This window comes from Acidovorax sp. 106, from assembly GCF_003663825.1.
Lineage (GTDB): Bacteria > Pseudomonadota > Gammaproteobacteria > Burkholderiales > Burkholderiaceae_C > Acidovorax.
This window is the reverse complement of sequence record NZ_RCCC01000001.1, coordinates 4484927-4504224: the sequence shown is the minus strand read 5'-3', so window position 1 is coordinate 4504224 and position 19298 is coordinate 4484927. Positions and strand designations below refer to the sequence as shown.

15 protein-coding genes are annotated in these 19298 nt (G+C 61.7%); 2 read left to right on the top strand and 13 right to left on the bottom strand.

The genetic code is table 11. The features are described 5' to 3' along the window. Positions 1-8 precede the first annotated feature (8 nt). A complete protein-coding gene (gene rng, locus C8C98_RS19775) occupies positions 9-1499 on the top strand; it encodes a ribonuclease G (protein WP_121456412.1) in 1491 nt (496 codons plus the stop codon). A 116-nt stretch (positions 1500-1615) separates the two neighbouring features. Here the strand turns inward: rng and C8C98_RS19770 are convergent, their stop codons facing one another. The 9 genes from C8C98_RS19770 to kdpF all read right to left on the bottom strand — a co-directional run bounded on the left by C8C98_RS19770 (position 1616) and on the right by kdpF (position 14655). Next, positions 1616-2635 (bottom strand): fatty acid desaturase, encoded by a 1020-nt coding sequence (locus tag C8C98_RS19770; RefSeq protein ID WP_121455662.1) that lies wholly within the window; start codon positions 2633-2635, stop codon positions 1616-1618. A 112-nt stretch (positions 2636-2747) separates the two neighbouring features. Then, positions 2748-4331: an FAD-binding oxidoreductase gene (locus tag C8C98_RS19765; RefSeq protein WP_121455661.1), complete on the bottom strand. Its 1584-nt coding sequence runs from the start codon at positions 4329-4331 to the stop codon at positions 2748-2750. A gap of 43 nt (positions 4332-4374) precedes the next feature. After that, on the bottom strand, positions 4375-5736 hold the full coding sequence (locus C8C98_RS19760) for a hypothetical protein (protein WP_199726621.1): 1362 nt from the start codon (positions 5734-5736) through the stop codon (positions 4375-4377). 376 nt (positions 5737-6112) lie between these two features. Then, positions 6113-6829 carry a response regulator gene (locus C8C98_RS19755; protein WP_121455660.1) on the bottom strand — a complete coding sequence of 239 codons (717 nt, stop codon included), beginning with the start codon at positions 6827-6829 and terminating at the stop codon, positions 6113-6115. 120 nt (positions 6830-6949) lie between these two features. Then, entirely contained in the window at positions 6950-9664 is a 2715-nt protein-coding gene (locus tag C8C98_RS19750) for a DUF4118 domain-containing protein (protein ID WP_121455659.1), read from the bottom strand. 70 nt (positions 9665-9734) lie between these two features. Further along, a complete protein-coding gene (gene kdpC / locus C8C98_RS19745) occupies positions 9735-10349 on the bottom strand; it encodes a potassium-transporting ATPase subunit KdpC (RefSeq protein ID WP_121455658.1) in 615 nt (204 codons plus the stop codon). A gap of 51 nt (positions 10350-10400) precedes the next feature. After that, complete coding sequence (kdpB, locus tag C8C98_RS19740; RefSeq protein WP_121455657.1) at positions 10401-12467, bottom strand: potassium-transporting ATPase subunit KdpB; 2067 nt, start codon at positions 12465-12467, stop codon at positions 10401-10403. A 167-nt stretch (positions 12468-12634) separates the two neighbouring features. After that, positions 12635-14440: a potassium-transporting ATPase subunit KdpA gene (gene kdpA / locus C8C98_RS19735; protein WP_121455656.1), complete on the bottom strand. Its 1806-nt coding sequence runs from the start codon at positions 14438-14440 to the stop codon at positions 12635-12637. Next, positions 14437-14655, bottom strand: coding sequence for a K(+)-transporting ATPase subunit F (kdpF, locus tag C8C98_RS22135; RefSeq protein ID WP_233574616.1), 219 nt, complete (start codon positions 14653-14655; stop codon positions 14437-14439). The genes kdpA and kdpF overlap by 4 nt, the downstream gene beginning before the upstream one ends. A gap of 375 nt (positions 14656-15030) precedes the next feature. Between kdpF and C8C98_RS19725 the strand changes: the two genes are divergently transcribed. Further along, positions 15031-15933 carry a DMT family transporter gene (locus tag C8C98_RS19725; protein ID WP_121455654.1) on the top strand — a complete coding sequence of 301 codons (903 nt, stop codon included), beginning with the start codon at positions 15031-15033 and terminating at the stop codon, positions 15931-15933. Between the two features lie 169 nt (positions 15934-16102). Here the strand turns inward: C8C98_RS19725 and C8C98_RS19720 are convergent, their stop codons facing one another. From C8C98_RS19720 to C8C98_RS19705, 4 genes are all read right to left on the bottom strand, one after another. Then, entirely contained in the window at positions 16103-16519 is a 417-nt protein-coding gene (locus C8C98_RS19720; protein WP_121455653.1) for a hypothetical protein, read from the bottom strand. Between the two features lie 10 nt (positions 16520-16529). Beyond that, complete coding sequence (locus tag C8C98_RS19715; protein ID WP_121455652.1) at positions 16530-17681, bottom strand: pyridoxal phosphate-dependent aminotransferase; 1152 nt, start codon at positions 17679-17681, stop codon at positions 16530-16532. Positions 17682-17834: 153 nt separating this feature from the next. Further along, positions 17835-18776, bottom strand: coding sequence for a CysB family HTH-type transcriptional regulator (locus C8C98_RS19710; RefSeq protein WP_121455651.1), 942 nt, complete (start codon positions 18774-18776; stop codon positions 17835-17837). A 121-nt stretch (positions 18777-18897) separates the two neighbouring features. Next, positions 18898-19278: a sirohydrochlorin chelatase gene (locus C8C98_RS19705; RefSeq protein ID WP_121455650.1), complete on the bottom strand. Its 381-nt coding sequence runs from the start codon at positions 19276-19278 to the stop codon at positions 18898-18900. Between the last annotated feature and the right edge of the window lie 20 nt (positions 19279-19298).

The window sequence follows — 19298 nt, the reverse complement described above, 5'->3', positions numbered from 1 at the left end:
CTGCCGCCATCCAACAAGACATTCTGATCAACTGGTCGCCCCAGGAAACCCGCGTAGCCGTGGTGGAGCACGGCGCCGTGCAAGAGCTGCACATCGAGCGCACGCTTGAGCGCGGCCTGGTGGGCAACGTCTACCTCGGCAAGGTCTCGCGCGTGTTGCCGGGTATGCAGTCCGCCTTCATCGACATTGGGCTGGAACGCGCAGCCTTTTTGCACGTGGCCGATGTGTGGCACCGCCAGCCCGATGGCGAGCCGCCCTCCGTCGCCCGCAAGACGGAGCCGCAGGTACCGATCGAAAAGCAGGTGTTCGAGGGCCAGTCGCTCATGGTGCAGGTCATCAAGGACCCCATTGGCACCAAGGGCGCGCGGCTGTCCACACAGATCAGCATCGCAGGCCGCCTGCTGGTGTTCTTGCCGCAGGATGACCATGTGGGCGTCTCGCAAAAGATCCCGCCTGCCGAGCGCGATGCGCTGCGCACGCGGCTGCAGGCGCTGGTGGGCGATAAGTCCTCAGGCGGTGGCGGCGGCTTCATTCTGCGCACCAATGGCGAAGACTCGTCCGACGCCGAACTGGCCGAAGACATTGCTTACCTGCGCAAGACCTGGGCGCGCACCAAGGACGCCTCGCTCAAGCTTCCTGCGGGCTCGCTGCTGCACCAGGATCTGGATTTACTCCAGCGCGTGTTGCGCGACTTGGTGGGAGACCACACGCAGGCCATCCGGCTCGATTCGATGGAGCAATTCCACCGCTTGCGCGCCTTTGGCCAGGAATTCATGCCTGCCGCCGCTGGCAAGCTGCAGCACTACCGTGGCGAGCGGCCGATTTTTGACCTGTACTCCATCGACGAAGAAGTGGCCAAGGCGCTGGGCCGCCGGGTGGAGCTGAAATCCGGCGGCTACCTCATCGTGGACCAGACCGAGGCGCTGACCACGGTGGATGTGAACACCGGCGGCTATGTGGGTGCGCGTAACTTTGACGACACCATCTTCAAGACCAACCTGGAAGCCGCCCAGGCCATTGCCCGCCAACTGCGCCTGCGCAACCTGGGCGGCATCATCATCGTGGACTTCATCGACATGGCCCGCGAGGACCACCAGCAGGCGGTGCTGTTGGAGTTTAAGAAGCAACTGGCGCGCGACCGGGTCAAGACCATGTCTTCGAGTGGCTTCTCGCAACTGGGCCTGGTAGAGATGACGCGCAAGCGCACGCGCGAATCGCTGGCCCACATGCTGTGCGAGTCCTGCGAGGTGTGCCAGGGCAAGGGCAGTGTGAAGACCGCGCGCAGCGTGTGCTACGACATCCTGCGCGAGATCCTGCGCGAGGCCCGCCAGTTCAACCCGCGCGAATTCCGCGTGGTGGCATCAGCCCGGGTGGTGGAGCTGTTTCTGGACGAGGAGAGCCAGCATCTGGCGGGCCTGTCGGACTTCATCGGCAAGCCTATCTCACTGCAGGCGGAGAGTGCGATGGGGCAGGAGCAGTACGACATCGTGCTGCTGTAAACCGTGGTTGCCCGTTCGGCTGCCATGGCCTGACATCGTTGGTGGGGCTGGACCCGCACAGACGGTTGCTCGTCAACCAATCTGTACCGCAGGGTCACATGCACGGCCAGGGTGAGCTAGCTTCGTTCTGACGTAGCGCGCCACAGCCGTTGCAGGCCTTGGCTGAATGACGGTACGGTCAATTGATGGTACTCGGAGCCTTGTGGTAGCGCCTGCATCAAACGGTGGTGCGCTTCAGGCAGCGCATGGTAGGGCAGGTAAGGCGCGATATGGTGCAACGCATGAAAGCGCAGCCCCACGGGACACAGCAGCAAAGCGAGGGGACTGCGAGAGTCTAGGTTGGTCGAGTCCAGCATCTGTTCGCGTGCATTCCGTCCTTCCGCTCCCTCAACGTAGAGATGGGTCGCTCCCAATGTGCGGATGGTGTTCAGCGTCGCAATCAGTATGACCAGGGCCGCCCAAAGCAATACCACCTCGCCGTAACCCAGAACACACAGACAAACCAAGCCCCAGCTGAAAACGGCACACATCCATTCGATAGCAAACGCCTCGGCCCGCGAACTTTCCTTGATGTCGGCGGCGCGGAAGGGCAGGCGCAAGGCCAAGTGAACGAACTCGGGGATCATCTGCGTACGAATGGGCGAGTGCAACACGGCCAAAGGCGTCAGTAAAGCAAAGCGGACCCACAGTGCCAAAGGCAGTGCCAAATTCAGCGCAAACAGCTTGGCAATTGCAAGCCGTGCCCGCCCTTTGAAGTGCTCATACTCGCCGTCCTCTTTGGTTCCATATGCTTTGCTGCTGTGGTGATTCTGGTGAATGGGCAAATACAGCAAAAAAGGGATCAGCAGGGGAACACCGGCAAGGACATGCCACACGAACCTAAATTTCGCCATGGACTGCTGATGGAACAATTCGTGGATGAAGGCCAAGGCTCGGTAGAGCAGGAATGCCGCAACGACAAAGCTCATGCCTCGAAAGAACCCATTCCATGGGCCCAGCGCATTGGCGAAAAGTAGCCACCCCAGCCCAGCGCTGGCGATCAGATCCCCGAAAAAAATGCTGGCTTTCGGCGTGCGCAGATCGTCCACCAGCCGCTGCACGAATCGCTGATTTATGGGTTGATCGGTTGCATCCATGTGAATATTCTTTTTCTATTCTGTGGGTGGTGAAAATATATTTTTATTGGATTTGTAATTTGATTTTACAAATTGCGATAAAAATTATTTTACATATTTTTGGAATTTATTGTTATTTCAGATATCTTCCGGGCGCAAGTATTTTGTTAGGGTCAAAAGTTTTTCTTAATTGTTGTGTGGTGCTGTTTTCTGAGTTGTTGGATGGCGTATGAAGTAAATCCATGTAATCTATGCCCAACCGGTAAGGAGGGTAGCCCCGCTGCAGACCGGCTTCCACCAAGGAGCGATAGCACGCCTTAGCGCGATTAGCGGCCTCAGCATCTTGCTTATTAAATAGTATAGGAATAGTGGATGTGAAAATATTAGCGTTGCGGAGTGAAACTGCCAGGAGGGAATCAAAGCCATAGCTATAAAGTATTTCCGTGACGTCCTTCTGCAAAAAATGGGTGATAGATTCCGATTTTGCTGGAATTATTGGTGCATACCACAGTACTCCGCAGTCGTCTTTGGCAGGGTGACTTTTATCAGTCATCTCGGTGATGCTGTCTGCAGAGCTTAAAGCGTATGCTAGCGCCAAAAATTTTGGATTAGGTCTGCCTTGTAGTAAGTCTACGGCATCGCGTAATGATGCCAATTTGCGGATTAGTGATTTTTTTAGCGGGACGATTCTGGCTAACCGTTCCAGAAAGGTGACTTGTTGTGGAGAAAAAGAGCGAATCTTGACGCCGGATAAGTGTTGCCGTACATCTTTTAATGCCCCTGATACGGCGTGGGTGGTTCCATAGAGAAATCCCAGCGCCAACCAAGGAGGCAAGCCTTCTATCTTACCTGCTTCCTCCATTTTCTCCGCTCGCTCCTTGGGGGGTAATGCTACAAAAGGGTGTAATCGACCAGGGGCCTGTGTCGCGATAGCTCGGATACGGGAGTTGCAGATGAGTGAGCGCAGGCCAGGCATATTTCGGCTTAAATTCCGAATTTTGGGAATGGCGGCCTTGAATTGCTCGTCTGAGTTGAACTCGAAAACAATAATTCGTGACGCTTCAGCAAGCGGGAGGAGTTGGATGGTGGCCTTTGTTACGATGCCAAAACTTGCTTGGTGCAGTAAGCCCAGCCAATTGGGACCTATTCCCTGCTTCCAGCCACGTGCAACTTCAGTGCAATCCAGTTCAGCCAATGGATGCTGAAATGGTGTCCCATTCGCCCAATGTCCGGAAACCTGGGTGATTCCATCAAAGTGGTCGCAAATTGGGTTCATGCCATAACCGCCGTCCAGCGCGTTTCCCAAAATACTTCCGTTGGGCCCCGCACCAGTGGTCGGAACCATCCAAGAAACTGCGGCTTCCTTGAAGGCTTTGTACAGATCGCCCTGTGTCACTCCGGGTTCAATTTCCGCCGTACAAGTGTCTATATCCAGCTTGATTCCCTTTAATTGAGTGAGGTCAACAATAAAGGAATCTTGCTGCACAGGGAGTGAGGTGCCGTAGCCAAAATTACGTCCCCCTGAAATAGGCCAGAGGGCGGTGTTTGTTGTATTCGCTATCTCTAATATTTTTGCGATGGCAGCACTGTTTTTCACAATGAGCGCGCCCGCAAGGCGCCGATCTGCTGCACCCGTATCTGTACCGTAGAGTCTTTGGGCTTCGTCTGCAGATAGGATTTCGATATACGGACCGGCATTAATGAAAATAGAGCTCATGGTGTCAATATTATTGTGAACGAAATATTATTTTTTGTGAAATTCACCATTCCACACTTCGAGTGTCAAAACGACTCCCTGTAGTTTCAAGAAACTGTGTTGCATTGTCGAGGTCGATCTTGATGCTTCCTTTTGAAAGCCCAGCAGAAAATTTGCGCCAAATGGTATCCGGTGTTTCTAGGCGAAATGCGTACAGACCATGCTCTAAATCGCTTGTAGCGCATGAGGACGATCTGGAGATTTCATTGGGCCCCAGCTGGATCTCGACTCTCCCTTTTTGATTAAGGCGAAAGTCCGATGAGGGGGGGATGCTGGCTACGAAACCTCTTTTTGTTATATTTATCACCTCAAGGACTACTTGCGTGATTTTTCCATCATCGGTGGAGAATATGAAAATTCCAGGGCACTTATAAGAGAATCGTGAATGATGTTGTCTGCGCAATTCAATGGGGTCTCCCGAAAATTTGGGAAGCACTTGGTGATATTTTGGCAGATCATAAATCATGTGCAGCCGTGCCCGCTCATGATCCTCCAGTGAGGAAAAACATTCTGTTTTTTTGTTAAAGAAGTGATCCAGTAGTTCTGGTGTCATCACTGGATCGTTGGTTGTGAAAAACCGTCGTGCTGGTATTTTAATGTTTTGCAGCTTTAGCTTTTTAAAATAGTGATAAAGGTTTTTATCGGGAGAACGGTGGCCATACATGCGCTTGTAGATTTTCGGCGCTTCCACTAAGTCGAGCGTGGCGCCTACAGCCGGCGCACCGTTGACGAAATCGTAGCTTTCGACGGGGCGCATCTGCAAACGCTTGAAAAGCAACAACGCTTCGTACATCTCGATGTGGCGTGGATTGACCGCTATGACCAAGTGACGGACATCAAAAAACGTCACCGCATATTCATACATAAACTTCATTAGCGGAAAGAGGATGTAGCCGCCTTGCCTGCGATAGCTGCTTTCCACCGCCAGAGCAGAAACTTCAGCAATGGCACCACCCTTCTCACGCAAACTCTGCAAGTTGAATATTTTTTGTAGCGGGAAACCAAACGGACCTTCGCGAATGAGAGAGACGGTGCCTACTACGCGGTCTCCCACCTTTGCGCACAACGTTGTCGTGGTTGGTAGGGCATGAAAAACGGTGACGCGCATACCAGACGGGTCTGGCTTCATAAAGCCACTGCTCACATATGCGTCGTGCAACAGGGTGAGACACGCCTCGAGTTCTTCCTGGGTGTCTGCTATCTTGAATGTCAAATTATCTGGGAGAGATTGGTCGCATTTGAAAAGACTGCGGTAGAGCGTTAGTCGGGTGCTTCGTGGCACATACTTGAAGAAAGTTCGCTTGACGAGGTTGGAAAATCTTCTGCGGAAACCGGTTGCCCCTCTTGCCCAATTGAATACTGACATGGTATCAACGTAGATGATATTTTTAGAAATTAAACGATCACCCGTAAAAATATGAAAAAGCGCTTTTCAAAAGCCTTATTTCATACTCGAAAGGCAGTAGGTGTTGAATATTTGCCCTGAAGCTCAGTGCGTGCTGTGCTGACTCCGTGAGCGCTGTACCGCTGCAGTTTCCGTGCCATTTGCGGTGGTGATGGCTCTGCTGTCGGGAGTCCACGTCCACACCGCTGTCCGCGCTGGTATTCGATGCTTCCCGTGCGTGCCTTCGACGTCGACATCTGCCTTAGCCCCAGGGGCCACATGGCAAAACTGGGTGACAGATTTGTAAAGTTGTGCGGATTTGGCGGATTTCGGTGGCTGTCGAAATTTTCCGCGGGCTTCAGGGTACGAAGCGGTACCCGATGCCCGCCTCGGTCCGCAAATGTCGGGGCATCGAGGCGTTGTTCTCCACCTTCTTGCGCAGGTTGGCCATGTGCACGCGCACGTAGTGCGTGTCTTCTGCGTGGCCTGGGCCCCACACGGCTTTGAGCAGCTGGGCGTGGGTAATGACGCGGTCGGGCTGGGATGCGAGGTGCGTGAGCAGCTTGTATTCGATGGGCGTGAGGTGCAGGGCCTCGCTGCTTTTGCCATCGCCCCCCGTGCGGCGCTCCACCGTGCGGCGGGCCAGGTCCACGGTGATGGGGCCGAACTGGATGACGGGTGTGGTCTCGGCGCCGGATGCGCGCTGGCTGCGCCGCAACTGGGCGCGCACGCGGGCCATCAGCTCGCCGGAGCCAAAGGGCTTGACCAGGTAGTCGTCGGCCCCGGCATCCAGCGCGGCGATCTTGCTGGCCTCGGCGCTGCGGGCCGAGAGCACGATGATGGGCATGGCCGACCAGGTGCGCAGGTCGCGGATCAGGTCCGCGCCGTCGCCATCGGGCAGGCCCAGGTCCAGCACCACCAAGTCGGGGCGGCGCGTGCCCGCCTCGATCAGGCCGCGCTGCAGGGTGGCGGCTTCGTGCACGGTGTGACCTTCACTCTCCAGCGTCAGGCGCACAAAGCGGCGGATATCGGCTTCGTCTTCGACGATGAGGATGTGGGTGGGCAGATCGGTCATGGCATGAATGCTAGGTTGTCATTCCGTTTCCACATCATCCGTGTCGTTGTTGCTTCGCCTTGCCGTGCTACAGCACTGTCTGCAGCTTCACGCCTAGACACGAATGATTTGGAAACGGAATCAGGCGTCGGCATCATCGCCCAGGTCGGTGGGCGGTGTGCCGCGTGGCAGCAGCAGCGTAAAGCGCGCTCCGGCTGGCTGACCCTGGGCGTTGAGGATGGTATCGCCCCGGATGCTGCCGCCATGCGCCTGCACGATGGCGCGGCAGATGGCAAGCCCCAGGCCCACACCGGGCATGGCGCTTTCGCGGGCGCCGCGCTCAAACTTTTCAAACAGCAGCTCTTCGCGTCCTTTGGGCAGGCCCGGGCCTTCGTCGGTGATGGTCAATGCCACCGCATCGCTTTGGGCCTGCGCCCTGATGTGGATGGTGGTGTCTGCGGGGGTGTACTTGGCGGCGTTTTCCAGCAGGTTGACCAGCACGCGCTCCATCAGCACGGCGTCGATCTGCAGCAGGGGCAGGTCGCCCGGCAGGTTCACTTCGATGCGGTGCGCTGCGATGGCGGGGGCGCTGGCAGCCAGGGCGCTGCCCACCACTTCTTCCAGCGGCTGCCAGGCTTGGTTGAGCTGCACGGCCCCGGCCTCCAGCCGGGCCATGTCCAGCAGGTTGTTGACCAGCGCGCTCATGCGCTGGGCGGATTGCTGGATGGCGCCGGTCAGCTCTTGTTGATGGGCGGGCAGGGGCGGCTGCACCATGGCCAGCGATTCGGCCAGGCCCACCAGTGAGGCCAGCGGCGTGCGCAGGTCGTGCGAGATGGCCGAGAGCAGCGAATTGCGCAGCCGCTCGGACTCGATCTGCACGGTGCTCTTTTGTGCCACATCGATGTAGTGGATGCGCTCCAGCGAAATGGCGAGCAGCGAAGCGCAGGTTTGCAGCAGGCGCCGTGGCTCGACGCCCGGCACTTGGTCGTGTGGCATGGCCACCACCAGCACACCACGGATGCGCATGGGCGCCTTCAGGGGCAGCACCAGCGTGGGGCTGGAGTGCAAGGTGTCCGTGCCCCGGCCTGCGGGCTCGCCGCGCTCAAATGCCCATTGCGCCACGGCCATGTCCACGGGGGCGGTGCCTCCGGGCAGCACCTGCAGGCGGTTATCGTCGTCGGCAACCACCAGCGTGCTGCCCGCACTGAATTCGCCCGTGATGAAACGGGCCCCGATCTCGGCCACCTGTTCGGGCAGCAGCGCGGCAGACAGGTCCCGTGCCATGTCGTACAGGCTGCGCACGCGGTGTTCGCGCTCGGTGGCGGCCTCGGCCTGCACCTTGAGCCCGGCGGTGAGCTGGCCCACCACCAGGGCCACCACCAACATGACGGCGAAGGTGACGACGTATTGCGCATCGCTCACCGCAAAGTTGAAGCGGGGCGGCACAAAGAAAAAGTCAAAGAACCCCACCCCCAGGAACGCCGCCATGATGGCTGGGCCGCGCCCAAAGCGCAGCGCCACGCCCACCACCACCAGCAAAAACAGCATGACGATGTTGGTCAGCTCCAGCACATTGGCCAGCGGCGTGGCCAAGACGGCGGCCAGGCAGCAGGCCAGCGCCGCAGCAATGTAGCCGGGCCAGAACGGTGTGCGTGGGGCTGCGGTGCGGGCGCGGGTGGCTTTGCGGTCTGTGTTGTCGGATCGACTGGGCAGTGTGCCCACCTGCAGCAGGTCCAGGTCGCTGGCGCGTTGGCCGATCTGTTCGGCCAACGTGGCTTGCCACGGCCAGCGGCGGGCGCTGCGGCCCATCACCACGCGCACCAGGTTGTGTTCGCGCGCATAGCGCACCAGGGCCTGTGCAGGCTGGGCGGCGGGCAGCACGGCGCAGGCGGCGGCGCCCAGTTGCTGCGCGATTTTCAGCGTGCGCTCCACCTGCGGGTGCAGGGTGGCCGACTGGCCTTGCTGTTCGGGTGTTTCCACATGCACGGCGTGCCAGGGCAGGTCGAGCTGGGCGGCCAGGCGGGCGCAGCTGCGCACCACTTTTTCGGCGTTGTCGCCGGTGCCCACGCAGGCCAGCAGGGCCTCGCGGTTGGGCCACACGGCGGCAGGCGTGGTGGTGCTGGCGCGGCGGTAGGCGCGCATTTCGTCGTCCACCCGGTCGGCGGTGCGGCGAAGGGCCAGCTCGCGCAGGGCCAGCAGGTTGCCTTTGCGAAAGAAGTTGGCGGCGGCGCGCTCGGCCTGCTGGGGCAGGTAGACCTTGCCAGCCTTCAGGCGCGCTAGCAGCTCGTCGGGCGGCAGGTCCACCACCACCACTTCGTCGGCGGCGTCAAAAAACTGGTCGGGCACCGTCTCCCACACGCGGATGCCGGTGATGCCGCTCACGATGTCGTTCAGGCTCTCCAGGTGCTGCACGTTCATGGTGGACCACACGTCGATGCCTGCGGCCAGCAGTTCTTCGGCGTCTTGCCAGCGCTTGGGGTGGCGCGAGCCCGGTGCGTTGCTGTGGGCCAGCTCATCGAGCAGCACCAGGCCCTCGGGGTTCGCGGCCCCCCAGGCCAGGGCGGCGTCCAGGTCAAATTCGGGCAGGGTGCGGTCTTTGTAGGTCAGGGCGCGCAGTGGCAGGCGGGGCAGGTGGGCCGTCTGTGCGTCGGTGTCGGCGCGGCCATGCGTCTCGACCACGCCAATGGTGACGGGCAGGCCCTGTGCCTGTGCTGCCCGCGCGGCAGACAGCATGGCAAAGGTCTTGCCCACCCCCGCGCAGGCGCCAAAGAACACCTTGAGCCGCCCACGCTGCTGCTGGGCCTGCTCTTGCTGGATGCGCTGCAGCAGCGCGTCGGGGTCGGGGCGATCCTGCATGGCTACAGTGTATCCATCAATTTTGAGTCAAATGGGCCTCTAGCGCTTATTCATCAAGCGCAAGCAGCTATTATTTTGGTAGCGCATCGAGCGCCAGGTTCAAGGCCAGCACGTTCACACGCGGCTCGCCCAACAGGCCCAGCCAGGGGCCTTCGGTGTGCTGCTGCACCAGGGTTTGCACCTGCGCCAGTGGCAGGCCACGGGCCTTTGCCACGCGGGCTGCCTGGTAGTTGGCAGCGGCGGGGCTGATCTGCGGGTCCAGCCCGCTGGCCGATGCGGTGACCAAGTCCACGGGCACGGGTTGGGTGTTGCCGGGGTCGGCAGCGCGCAGGGCCTCGATGCGGGCCTTGACGGCATCTGCCAGCGCCGGGTTGGTGGGGCCCAGGTTGGAGCCACCCGATGCCGCTGCGTTGTAGGGCATGGGTGCTGTGGCCGACGGGCGGCCCCAGAAGTGGCCGGGCTCGGTGAACGACTGGCCGATCAGCTCGGAGCCCACCGTCTTGCCACCCTGGGTGATCAAGCTGCCATTGGCTTGGTGTGGGAAGGCCGTTTGTGCCACGCCCGTCACGGCCAGCGGGTACAGCAGGCCGGTGACGATGGACAGCACAACAAACAGCGTGAGGGCGGGGCGCAGCAGGCCGCCAGGGCTGGCGGGCACGTCGTCGCGGGGGATACGGATAGGCATACGATTTTCCTTGTCAGTGATTCGGGGGCTGTGTTTAGGAATGGGTAGAGCTCAGGTCAGACCTGCGGCAGCCAGCACCATGTCAATCAACTTGATGCCAATGAACGGCACCACCATGCCCCCCAGCCCGTAGATGGCCAGGTTGCGGCGCAGCAGCGCGGCGGCCCCCACGGCGCGGTAGGCCACGCCCTTCAGGGCCAGCGGGATCAAAAAGATGATGATCAGCGCGTTGAACACCACGGTGGACAGAATGGCCGATGAGGGGCTGGCCAGGTGCATGAAGTTCAGCGCCGACAGCTGCGGGTAGGTGGTGACAAACGCCGCCGGGATGATGGCGAAGTATTTGGCGATGTCGTTGGCAATGCTGAAGGTGGTGAGCGAGCCGCGCGTCATCAGCATCTGCTTTCCGGTCTCCACGATCTCGATGAGCTTGGTGGGGTTGCTGTCCAGGTCCACCATGTTGCCCGCCTCCTTGGCGGCTTGGGTGCCTGTGTTCATGGCCACGGCCACGTCGGCCTGGGCCAGGGCGGGGGCGTCGTTGGTGCCGTCGCCCGTCATGGCCACCAGTTGGCCATTGGCCTGGTAGCTGCGGATGAGCTGCAGCTTGGCCTCGGGCGTGGCCTCGGCCAGAAAGTCGTCCACTCCCGCCTCGGCAGCAATCGCGGCGGCTGTCAGGCGGTTGTCGCCCGTCACCATCACGGTCTTGATGCCCATGCGGCGCAGCTCGGCAAAGCGCTCCTTGATGCCGCCCTTGACCACGTCTTTGAGCTCCACCACGCCCAGCACATGGGCGCCATCGGCCACCACCAGCGGCGTGCTGCCACGGCGCGATACATCGTCCACCGCCGTCTGCACGGCGGTGGGGAAGCGCCCGCCCAGGGCCTCCACATGCTTGCGGATGGCATCGGCCGCGCCCTTGCGCAGCAGGCGGGGGCCGGGCAAGTCGACGCCACTCATGCGCGTTTGCGCAGTGAAGGGTACAAACGCGGCCTGCAGACTGGCAAGGTCACGCTCGCGCAAGTTGAACTTCTGCTTGGCCAGCACCACGATGCTGCGGCCTTCGGGGGTTTCGTCGGCCAGCGATGCAAGCTGGGCGGCGTCGGCCAATGCGGCATCGGTCACGCCAGGGGCAGACACGAACTGGCTGGCCTGCCGGTTGCCCAGGGTGATGGTGCCGGTCTTGTCCAGCAGCAGCACGTCCACATCGCCCGCAGCCTCCACCGCGCGGCCCGAGGTGGCGATCACATTGGCCTGCATCATGCGGCTCATGCCCGCCACACCAATGGCGCTGAGCAGGCCCGCGATGGTGGTCGGAATCAGGCACACCAGCAGGGCCACCAGCACGACCAGGCTCACAGGCTCGCCCGCTCCGCTGGCCTGCACGCTGAACAGCGAGAACGGCAGCAGCGTGACCACCACACCCAGGAAGACGATGGTCAGCGCCACCAGCAGGATGGTCAGCGCGATCTCGTTGGGTGTCTTGTGGCGCTTGGCGTTCTCGACCATGGCGATCATGCGGTCCACAAAGGTCTCACCGGGGTTTACGGCCACGCGCACCACGATCCAGTCGGACAGCACGCGGGTGCCGCCCGTCACGGCCGAGAAGTCGCCGCCGGATTCGCGGATCACGGGGGCGGACTCGCCCGTGATGGCGCTCTCGTCCACCGATGCGACGCCGTCGATCACCTCGCCATCGGCAGGGATGATGTCACCGGCTTCCACCAGCACCACGTCGCCCTTGCGCAGGTTGGCGGCCTCCAGCGGCAGCCAGGTCATTTCGGTGCGTGGGGTGGTGCGGTCAAACTGGCCGTCTAGCTTTTTGGCCCAGGTCTGCTTTTTCAGGCCGCGCAGCGAGGCTGCCTGGGCCTTGCTGCGGCCTTCGGCCATGGCCTCGGCAAAGTTGGCGAACAGCACCGTGAACCACAGCCACAGCGCCACGGCTGCGGTGAAGCCCTCGGGCTTGCTGGCCGCTAGTGCGGTGGTGAAGGCGCTGCCTACGTACACCACAAACATCACCGGGTTGCGCCATTGCACGCGCGGGTCCAGCTTCTTGAAAGCCTCCAGCAGCGCAGGGCGTACCAGGGCGGGGTCGAACAGGGTCAATGTTTTGCGAGTCATCACAATCTCCCAGATATTTCTTTCACGGGGTGGAGCGGGCGTCATGGATGGGGTATTCGTTGATCGATAAATCGACCGAGATCGGTGTCAGGCAAGGCGCAAACCACAGCCATAGCACCGCTATGGCGAGGATTTGCAACGCCGCATGGCATCGATATTCGGGTGATTTACTCAACGAATGCCCGAGCCATGACGCCTAAGTGCTCAACCACCGGGCCCAGCGCGAGGGCGGGCACATAGTTCAGCAAGCCCACCAGCAGCACCACGCCCGCCAGCAGCGCCACAAACAGCGGGCCGTGGGTGGGCAAGGTGCCGTCGGTGGCAGTGGCGCGCTTCTTGGCGGCGAGGGACCCGGCCATGGCCAGCACCGGCACGATCACGCCAAAACGCCCCAGCCACATGGCCATGGCCAGCAGCACGTTGTAGAAGGGGGTGTTGGCCGACAGGCCCGCAAAGGCGCTGCCGTTGTTGTTGGCGGCAGAAGACAGCGCATACAGAACCTCGCTGAACCCATGCGCGCCTGGGTTGGCCAGGCCCGCGCGGCCCGCCTCGCTCATCACCGCCACGGCCGTGCCCAGCAGCACCAGCAGGGGCGTGACGAGGATGGCGATGGAGACGAGCTTCATCTCGTGCGTCTCGATCTTCTTGCCCAGGTACTCGGGCGTGCGGCCAATCATCAGCCCGGCAATGAACACGGCCATGATGGCGAACACCAGCATGCCGTACAGGCCCGAGCCCACGCCGCCAAACACCACCTCGCCCATCTGCATCAGCACCATCGGCACCATGCCGCCCAGGGGTGTAAAGCTGTCGTGCATGGCAATCACCGCGCCGCAGCTGGCAGCCGTGGTGATGACGGCGAACAGGGCCGAGGTGGCGATGCCGAAACGCGTTTCCTTGCCTTCCATGTTGCCGCCCGCCTGCAGGACGCTGGCGGCCTGGTCCACGCCCAGTGAGGCCAGCAGCGGGTTGCCCTGCTGCTCGAAGGCCGTAGCCGCCACTACGGCCACTACAAAGAGCAGGCTCATCGTGGCCAGAATCGTCCAGCCCTGGCGCTCATCGCCAACCATGCGGCCAAACACCAGGCACAGCGCGGTGGGGATCAGAAAGATCGCCAGCATCTGCAGCAGGTTGCTGGCGGCCGATGGGTTCTCGAACGGGTGGGCCGAGTTGGCGTTGAAGAAGCCGCCGCCGTTGGTGCCCAGCATCTTGATGGCCAGCTGTGAGGCCACGGGGCCCATGGCCAGCGTCTGGGTGGTTTGTGTGGCCGGTTCCGTCACAGGGGCACCCTGGGCGTCCAGCACCGGCTGGCCTGCGCTATCGAGCTTGGGGGCGTCGTAGTGCACAGGCTCCAGCGTCTGCACTTCGGTGTAAGGCGACAGGTTCTGGATCACGCCCTGGCCCGCAAACACCACGGCCAGCACCAGCGACAGCGGCAGCAGCACCCACAGCGTGGCGCGGGTCAGGTCAGCCCACACGTTGCCGATACTCTGCGCAGAATGCCTCGAAAAGCCACGCACCAGCGCCACCACGACGACAAGACCGGTGGCGGCAGACAGAAAGTTCTGCACCGTTAGCGCCAGCATCTGCGTGAGGTAGCTCATGGTGCTTTCACCGCCATAGCCTTGCCAGTTGGTGTTGGTGACAAAGCTGATGGCGGTGTTGAAGGCCGAGTCCGGCGACACGGCAGCCATGCCCTGCGGATTGAGCGGCAACACCGCCTGCCAGCGCTGCAGCGCATACACGGCCAGCACGCCCAGGCCGTTGAACACCAGCAGGCCCAGTGCGTAGCGCAGCCAGCCGGTCTCTTCGTCGGGCCGCACGCCAGCCAGCTTGAACAGCGGCCCTTCCAGCCGCCGCCCCAGGGCAAAGCGGCCCGCCATCACGGTGTCGATATAGCGCGCCAGCGGCCAAGCCAGCGCCAGCAGCAGTGCCATGAACACCGCCAGTTGCAGCCAGGCACCGGTGCTCATGAAAAGTCCTCCGGCCGCAGCAGCACGGCGATCAGATACACCAAGAGGCCCGCAGCCAGCATGGCCGCCAGAATCATCCAGCCGCTGGTCATGACCGCCCCCCTTGCGCCTGCTGTTGCAGCAGTGCGCAACCCTTGGCCAAGCCACAGGCGGCCAGCCAGAGCAGGCCTGCCGTCGCTAAAAATATCCAGTCCATAGCGTCCTCCTTGAGACATGGACCGATGCTAGGAATGCCCGCATCAAGATGGGCGCAAGAGTGCGGGGTGGAGTATCAAGATCGCATCAAGATGGCGGGCACGAGGGCCGGGCTATCAAACAGGTGTGTGGTAAATTGCTATTTAATTGATAGCTTGTGGCGCTTTATCTTCAAGCTCTAGAGGCTGTTTTTTTGGATTTTTCTTGTACGGTCCACGGACTGGCTGATCGTGGCGCATGCGTTGGGTGTCTCTGCTGCTGCGCGCCTTCCAGGGGACACCCGCTGAGGCTTTCCAGCAAGGGAGCAGGGTCATCGCAGTGCCTGCACGCCAGCCCGGAGCCAAGGCGCTCGCAAGCTGCGATCATCCCCATCCGACCTTTCGCTTCTTTCCCCCATGACCCAGGCCACTTCGCTCCGTCCCAGCGCTTCCAGTCCGATCGATTCGCTGGTCCCTCTGCTTTTTGTAGCGCTCTGGAGCACGGGCTTCATCGGCGCCAAGCTGGGGCTGCCGTATGTGGAGCCACTGACCTTTCTGGCGCTGCGGTTTGCCATTGTCATCGTGCTCATGCTGGCCGTCGTGGCGGTAGCGCGTGCACCTTGGCCGCCGTCGGGCTGGGCCTGGCTGCACATCGGGGTGTCGGGCCTGCTGGTGCACGGCGTGTACCTGGGCGGGGTGTTCATGGCCATCGGGCACGGGTTGCCATCGGGTATCACGGCGCTGGTGGTGGGGTTGCAGCCGCTGCTGACAGCCCTGGTGGCCGGGGCTTTGCTGAACGAGAAGGTACGGCCTGCCCAGTGGGCGGGCTTGGCGCTGGGCTTTACCGGCGTGGCGCTGGTGGTGGCCGGCAAGGTGGCTACCGTGCCCGCGGGCGCTCTGCTGGGCATGCTGTTGCCCGCTGTGGTCGCGCTGCTGGGCATCACGGCCGGCACGCTGTACCAGAAACGGTTTTGCCCCTCGTTCGACTTGCGCACGGGCTCGGTCATCCAGTACCTGCCCTGTGCTATCGCCATGGGCGTGGTCGCTTACGCCACCGAATCCATGGCCATATCGTGGACGGGCGAGTTTGTGTTTGCGCTGGGCTGGCTCGTGCTGGTGCTCTCGCTGGGGGCCGTGAGCCTCCTGAACCTGCTAATCCGCCGGGGCGGCGCAGTGAACGTGGCCAGCCTGTTCTACCTGACCCCGCCCACCACGGCGCTGATCGCCTGGGCGATGTTTGGTGAAACGCTCAGCGGCTGGGCGCTGGCCGGGATGGGGTTGGCGGCTGCGGGTGTGTGGCTGGCGCGGCAGACGAGGTGAGCGTGGTGTTCACCGCAGTGCTGCCACTTGGAAGCACGCCGGGTTGTGCTGCAATTTGAACTGCTATGTGCTGAATTTGCTGCTTTATTTATAGCTTGTTGCGCTTGATGGACGGGCTCAAGGGCCAGTTTTCTATAAAGTTACTCCCCATTGGGCGGCACGGCGTCCTTCAGGTTGCGGGATGCACCGCAACGATGTTCAGCGGCCCCGAGATGGAGAGACCACTGAGACCCAAAGAGGACTCCAGCGCGGACACATGGCCATCCGTTGCCCATACATCCACCAGTGTGTCTTTGGCTCCAAACTGGCAGGCAATGGTGGCGATACGGAACTTTTCCGTGCGGTCGAAGAGAAGTGGTGCAGGCCAGCGGACCCGAAACCAGTGTTTGCACTGGAACTCGATGCGCTTCCAGTCCAATGGGCGCTGGACGCTGTTGATGCAGGCCACCTGCTTGGTCAACAGCGTGGCCTCGGTCGGCTGCAGTGCGGACGCTGCAGCGATCAACAGTGCTTTCTCAAACGGTAGCAGCTGGTTGGTGGGCGTGGGCGCGACGATGGGCCGCAGAGACCCGGTCAGTGCTGCCATGGCAACGGCCTCAGAGCTTGCGCAATCGTTCCAGCGCAGCGCGCAGCGTCTCGTCCTTCTTGGCAAAGCAGAACCGGACCACGCGCTGGTCAAACCCATCGCCATAAAACGCCGACAGCGGAATCGCCGCTACGCCCACTTCGCGGGTGAGCCACTGGCAGAAGTCGGCTTCGTTCAGATCGCTGATCGCCGAAATATCCACGCACTGGAAGTAGCTGCCTGTGCTGGGCAGCAGCTTGAAGCGTGAGCCTGCCAAGCCCTCGCGGAAGAGGTCGCGCTTGGCCTGGTAGAACGCGGGCAGCTGCAGGTAGGGCGTGGGGTCCTGCAGGTAGGCGGCCAGCCCGTGCTGCATGGGCGTGTTGACTGTGAACACGTTGAACTGGTGCACCTTGCGGAATTCGGCCGTCAGCGCTGCGGGGGCCGCCACGGTGCCGACCTTCCAGCCGGTGACGTGGAAGGTCTTGCCAAAGCTCGACACGATGAAGGCGCGTGCCGCCAGGCCCGCAAAGCGCGCTGCGCTCTGGTGCTCGGCGCCGTCGAACACCATGTGCTCGTACACCTCGTCGCTGATGAGCAGGATGTCGGTGGGGGCGAGCAAATCTTCGAGCTGGCGCATTTCCTCGGCCGTCCAGATGGTGGCGCTGGGGTTGTGCGGGCTGTTGATGAGGATGGCGCGGGTGCGCGGTGTGATGGCGGCGCCGATCTTGCCGAAGTCAGGGCGGAAGGTGCCGGGCGTGAGCGGCACGCGCACCGCCTTGCCTCCCGCCAACTCGATGTTGGGCACATAGCTGTCGTAGCAGGGGTCGAGCACGATCACCTCATCACCCGGGTGCACGATGGCCAGGATGGCGGTGATGATGGCCTGCGTGGCGCCAGCGGTGATGGTGATTTCGGTATTGGGGTTGTAGGCACGGCCGTGCAGCGCCTCGATCTTGCGGGCCACGGCCTCGCGCAGCGCGGGGATGCCGGGCATGGGCGGGTACTGGTTGTGCCCGGCCTGCATGGCTGCGGTGACGGCGTTCACCAGCTCGGGTGCGCATTCAAAGTCGGGAAAGCCCTGGCCCAGGTTGACGGCTTTGTGCTCGGTGGCCAGGGCCGACATCACCGTGAAGATGGTGGTGCCGACATGGGGCAGCTTGCTGGGGAATGAAGGGGTGCTCATTGCGTAGTGTCAATCATTGGAAATCGGCGCAGCGGTTATCGACCTGAAGGCCGCGGAGCAGGCCAAGCCAGCGGACGCCGTGGAGCTGGCTTTGCCAGGCCACTGGCGGCGTCCCCCTGAAGGGGGAAGACGCAAAGCGGCTCAGGGGGTGTTTCAAAGTTCGTAGTCGTTGACATGGCCCGTCATCGCGCGGGCGATCAGCTCGCGGCTCAGGCGGTCGCTGAGCAGCTCGGCAAATTTGTAGACAAAGTTGCGCAGGTAGGCTCCGCGCTTGAAGGCCACGCGTGCCACGCTCTGGCCAAACAGGTGGCCCACCGGCCGCACGGCCAGGTCGCCCACCGGGTCGTCACGCATGGCCATCTCGGCCACGATGCCGATGCCCAGGCCCAGGCGCACATAGGTCTTGATCACGTCCGAGTCGATGGCTTCGAGCACGATGCGGGGCGTGAGCTTGCGCGCCGCAAAGGCGTGGTCGATCTTGCCGCGGCCCGTGAAGGAGGGGTGGTAGGTGATCAGGGCTTCATGGGCCAGGTCGTCCAGGCCGATGCGCTCCTTTTGCGCCAGCGGGTGGTCCGTGGGCACCACCAGCACGTGTTGCCATTCGTAGCAGGGCAGGGTGACCAGTTCAGGGTAGTCGGCCAGCGACTCGGTGGCCATGCCGATCTCGGCCACCTCGTCGATGATCATGCGGGCCACTTCGTGGGGCGTGGCCTGGTGCAGGCTCACGTTGACCTTGGGGTAGGCCTCGCGCAGCCGTGCCACGGGTACGGGCAGCACGTAACGGGCCTGGGTGTGGGTGGTGGCGATGCTGAGGGTGCCGCTGTCCTGGGCACTGAACTGTTCGCCGATGCGCTTGAGGTTGCCCACCTCGCGCATGATGACCTCGATGCTTTTGAGCACATGCTGGCCGGGTTCGGTGATGCGCTTGAGCCGTTTGCCGTGGCGGGCAAAGATGTCCACGCCCAGCTCTTCTTCCAGCTCGATGATGGCCTTGGAGACGCCGGGCTGGGAGGTGTGCAGGGCCTTGGCGGCTTCGGTCAGATTGAGGTTACGGCGTGCAGCCTCTTGAACGAAGCGGAATTGGTGCAGGTTCATATCTGATGAAGACTAAAGATTTTCATCATTATGCTGCATTCATCTAAAGAATAGGTGCTGCCACCGTATCAGCTGCTTTGCAGAACCCGCGTGGAGTGGTCGGTTGGGCTGGGTTGCTTGTTCAGGTGGCCGGGGCTTCACAGGCAATGTGTGCCATCAGAGCGGTCATGCGGGCGTCTTCCCCGATGGCTTGTTGCACATGAAAGGTGATACTGGGGTGTTGGGCGCGGAGCTCGCTTACCAATAGAGGCAGGTCCTCGCGGGCATGCTTGCCGGTGCCTAAAAACATGGGCACGACGGTGATGGCCGCCGCACCCTGGGCCACCAGGGTTTGCACGACCTGGGCGATGTTGGGCTCGCAAAGCTCCAAGTAGGCGCACGCCACAGGGCGGTGGGGCTGTTCGGCCTGGATGTGGGTGGCAACGGCCTCCAGAGGGGCGCGCCACAGAGGATCGCGAGAGCCGTGTGAGAAAAGCACGACGGCGGATGAGGAGTTTGTCATGGCAGCAGAAAAGATAAACC

What these genes read in the sequence shown, in the direction of transcription:
- kdpB (WP_121455657.1), bottom strand. Translation starts at nt 12,467, where the DNA reads ATGACTCGCAAAACATTGACCCTGTTCGACCCCGCCCTGGTACGCCCT.
- C8C98_RS19770 (WP_121455662.1), bottom strand. Translation starts at nt 2,635, where the DNA reads ATGGATGCAACCGATCAACCCATAAATCAGCGATTCGTGCAGCGGCTG.
- C8C98_RS19720 (WP_121455653.1), bottom strand. Translation starts at nt 16,519, where the DNA reads ATGGCAGCACTGACCGGGTCTCTGCGGCCCATCGTCGCGCCCACGCCC.
- kdpA (WP_121455656.1), bottom strand. Translation starts at nt 14,440, where the DNA reads ATGAGCACCGGTGCCTGGCTGCAACTGGCGGTGTTCATGGCACTGCTG.
- C8C98_RS19705 (WP_121455650.1), bottom strand. Translation starts at nt 19,278, where the DNA reads ATGACAAACTCCTCATCCGCCGTCGTGCTTTTCTCACACGGCTCTCGC.
- kdpC (WP_121455658.1), bottom strand. Translation starts at nt 10,349, where the DNA reads ATGCCTATCCGTATCCCCCGCGACGACGTGCCCGCCAGCCCTGGCGGC.
- C8C98_RS19725 (WP_121455654.1), top strand. Translation starts at nt 15,031, where the DNA reads ATGACCCAGGCCACTTCGCTCCGTCCCAGCGCTTCCAGTCCGATCGAT.
- C8C98_RS19765 (WP_121455661.1), bottom strand. Translation starts at nt 4,331, where the DNA reads ATGAGCTCTATTTTCATTAATGCCGGTCCGTATATCGAAATCCTATCT.
- C8C98_RS19715 (WP_121455652.1), bottom strand. Translation starts at nt 17,681, where the DNA reads ATGAGCACCCCTTCATTCCCCAGCAAGCTGCCCCATGTCGGCACCACC.
- kdpF (WP_233574616.1), bottom strand. Translation starts at nt 14,655, where the DNA reads ATGTCTCAAGGAGGACGCTATGGACTGGATATTTTTAGCGACGGCAGG.
- C8C98_RS19760 (WP_199726621.1), bottom strand. Translation starts at nt 5,736, where the DNA reads ATGTCAGTATTCAATTGGGCAAGAGGGGCAACCGGTTTCCGCAGAAGA.
- C8C98_RS19750 (WP_121455659.1), bottom strand. Translation starts at nt 9,664, where the DNA reads ATGCAGGATCGCCCCGACCCCGACGCGCTGCTGCAGCGCATCCAGCAA.
- C8C98_RS19710 (WP_121455651.1), bottom strand. Translation starts at nt 18,776, where the DNA reads ATGAACCTGCACCAATTCCGCTTCGTTCAAGAGGCTGCACGCCGTAAC.
- C8C98_RS19755 (WP_121455660.1), bottom strand. Translation starts at nt 6,829, where the DNA reads ATGACCGATCTGCCCACCCACATCCTCATCGTCGAAGACGAAGCCGAT.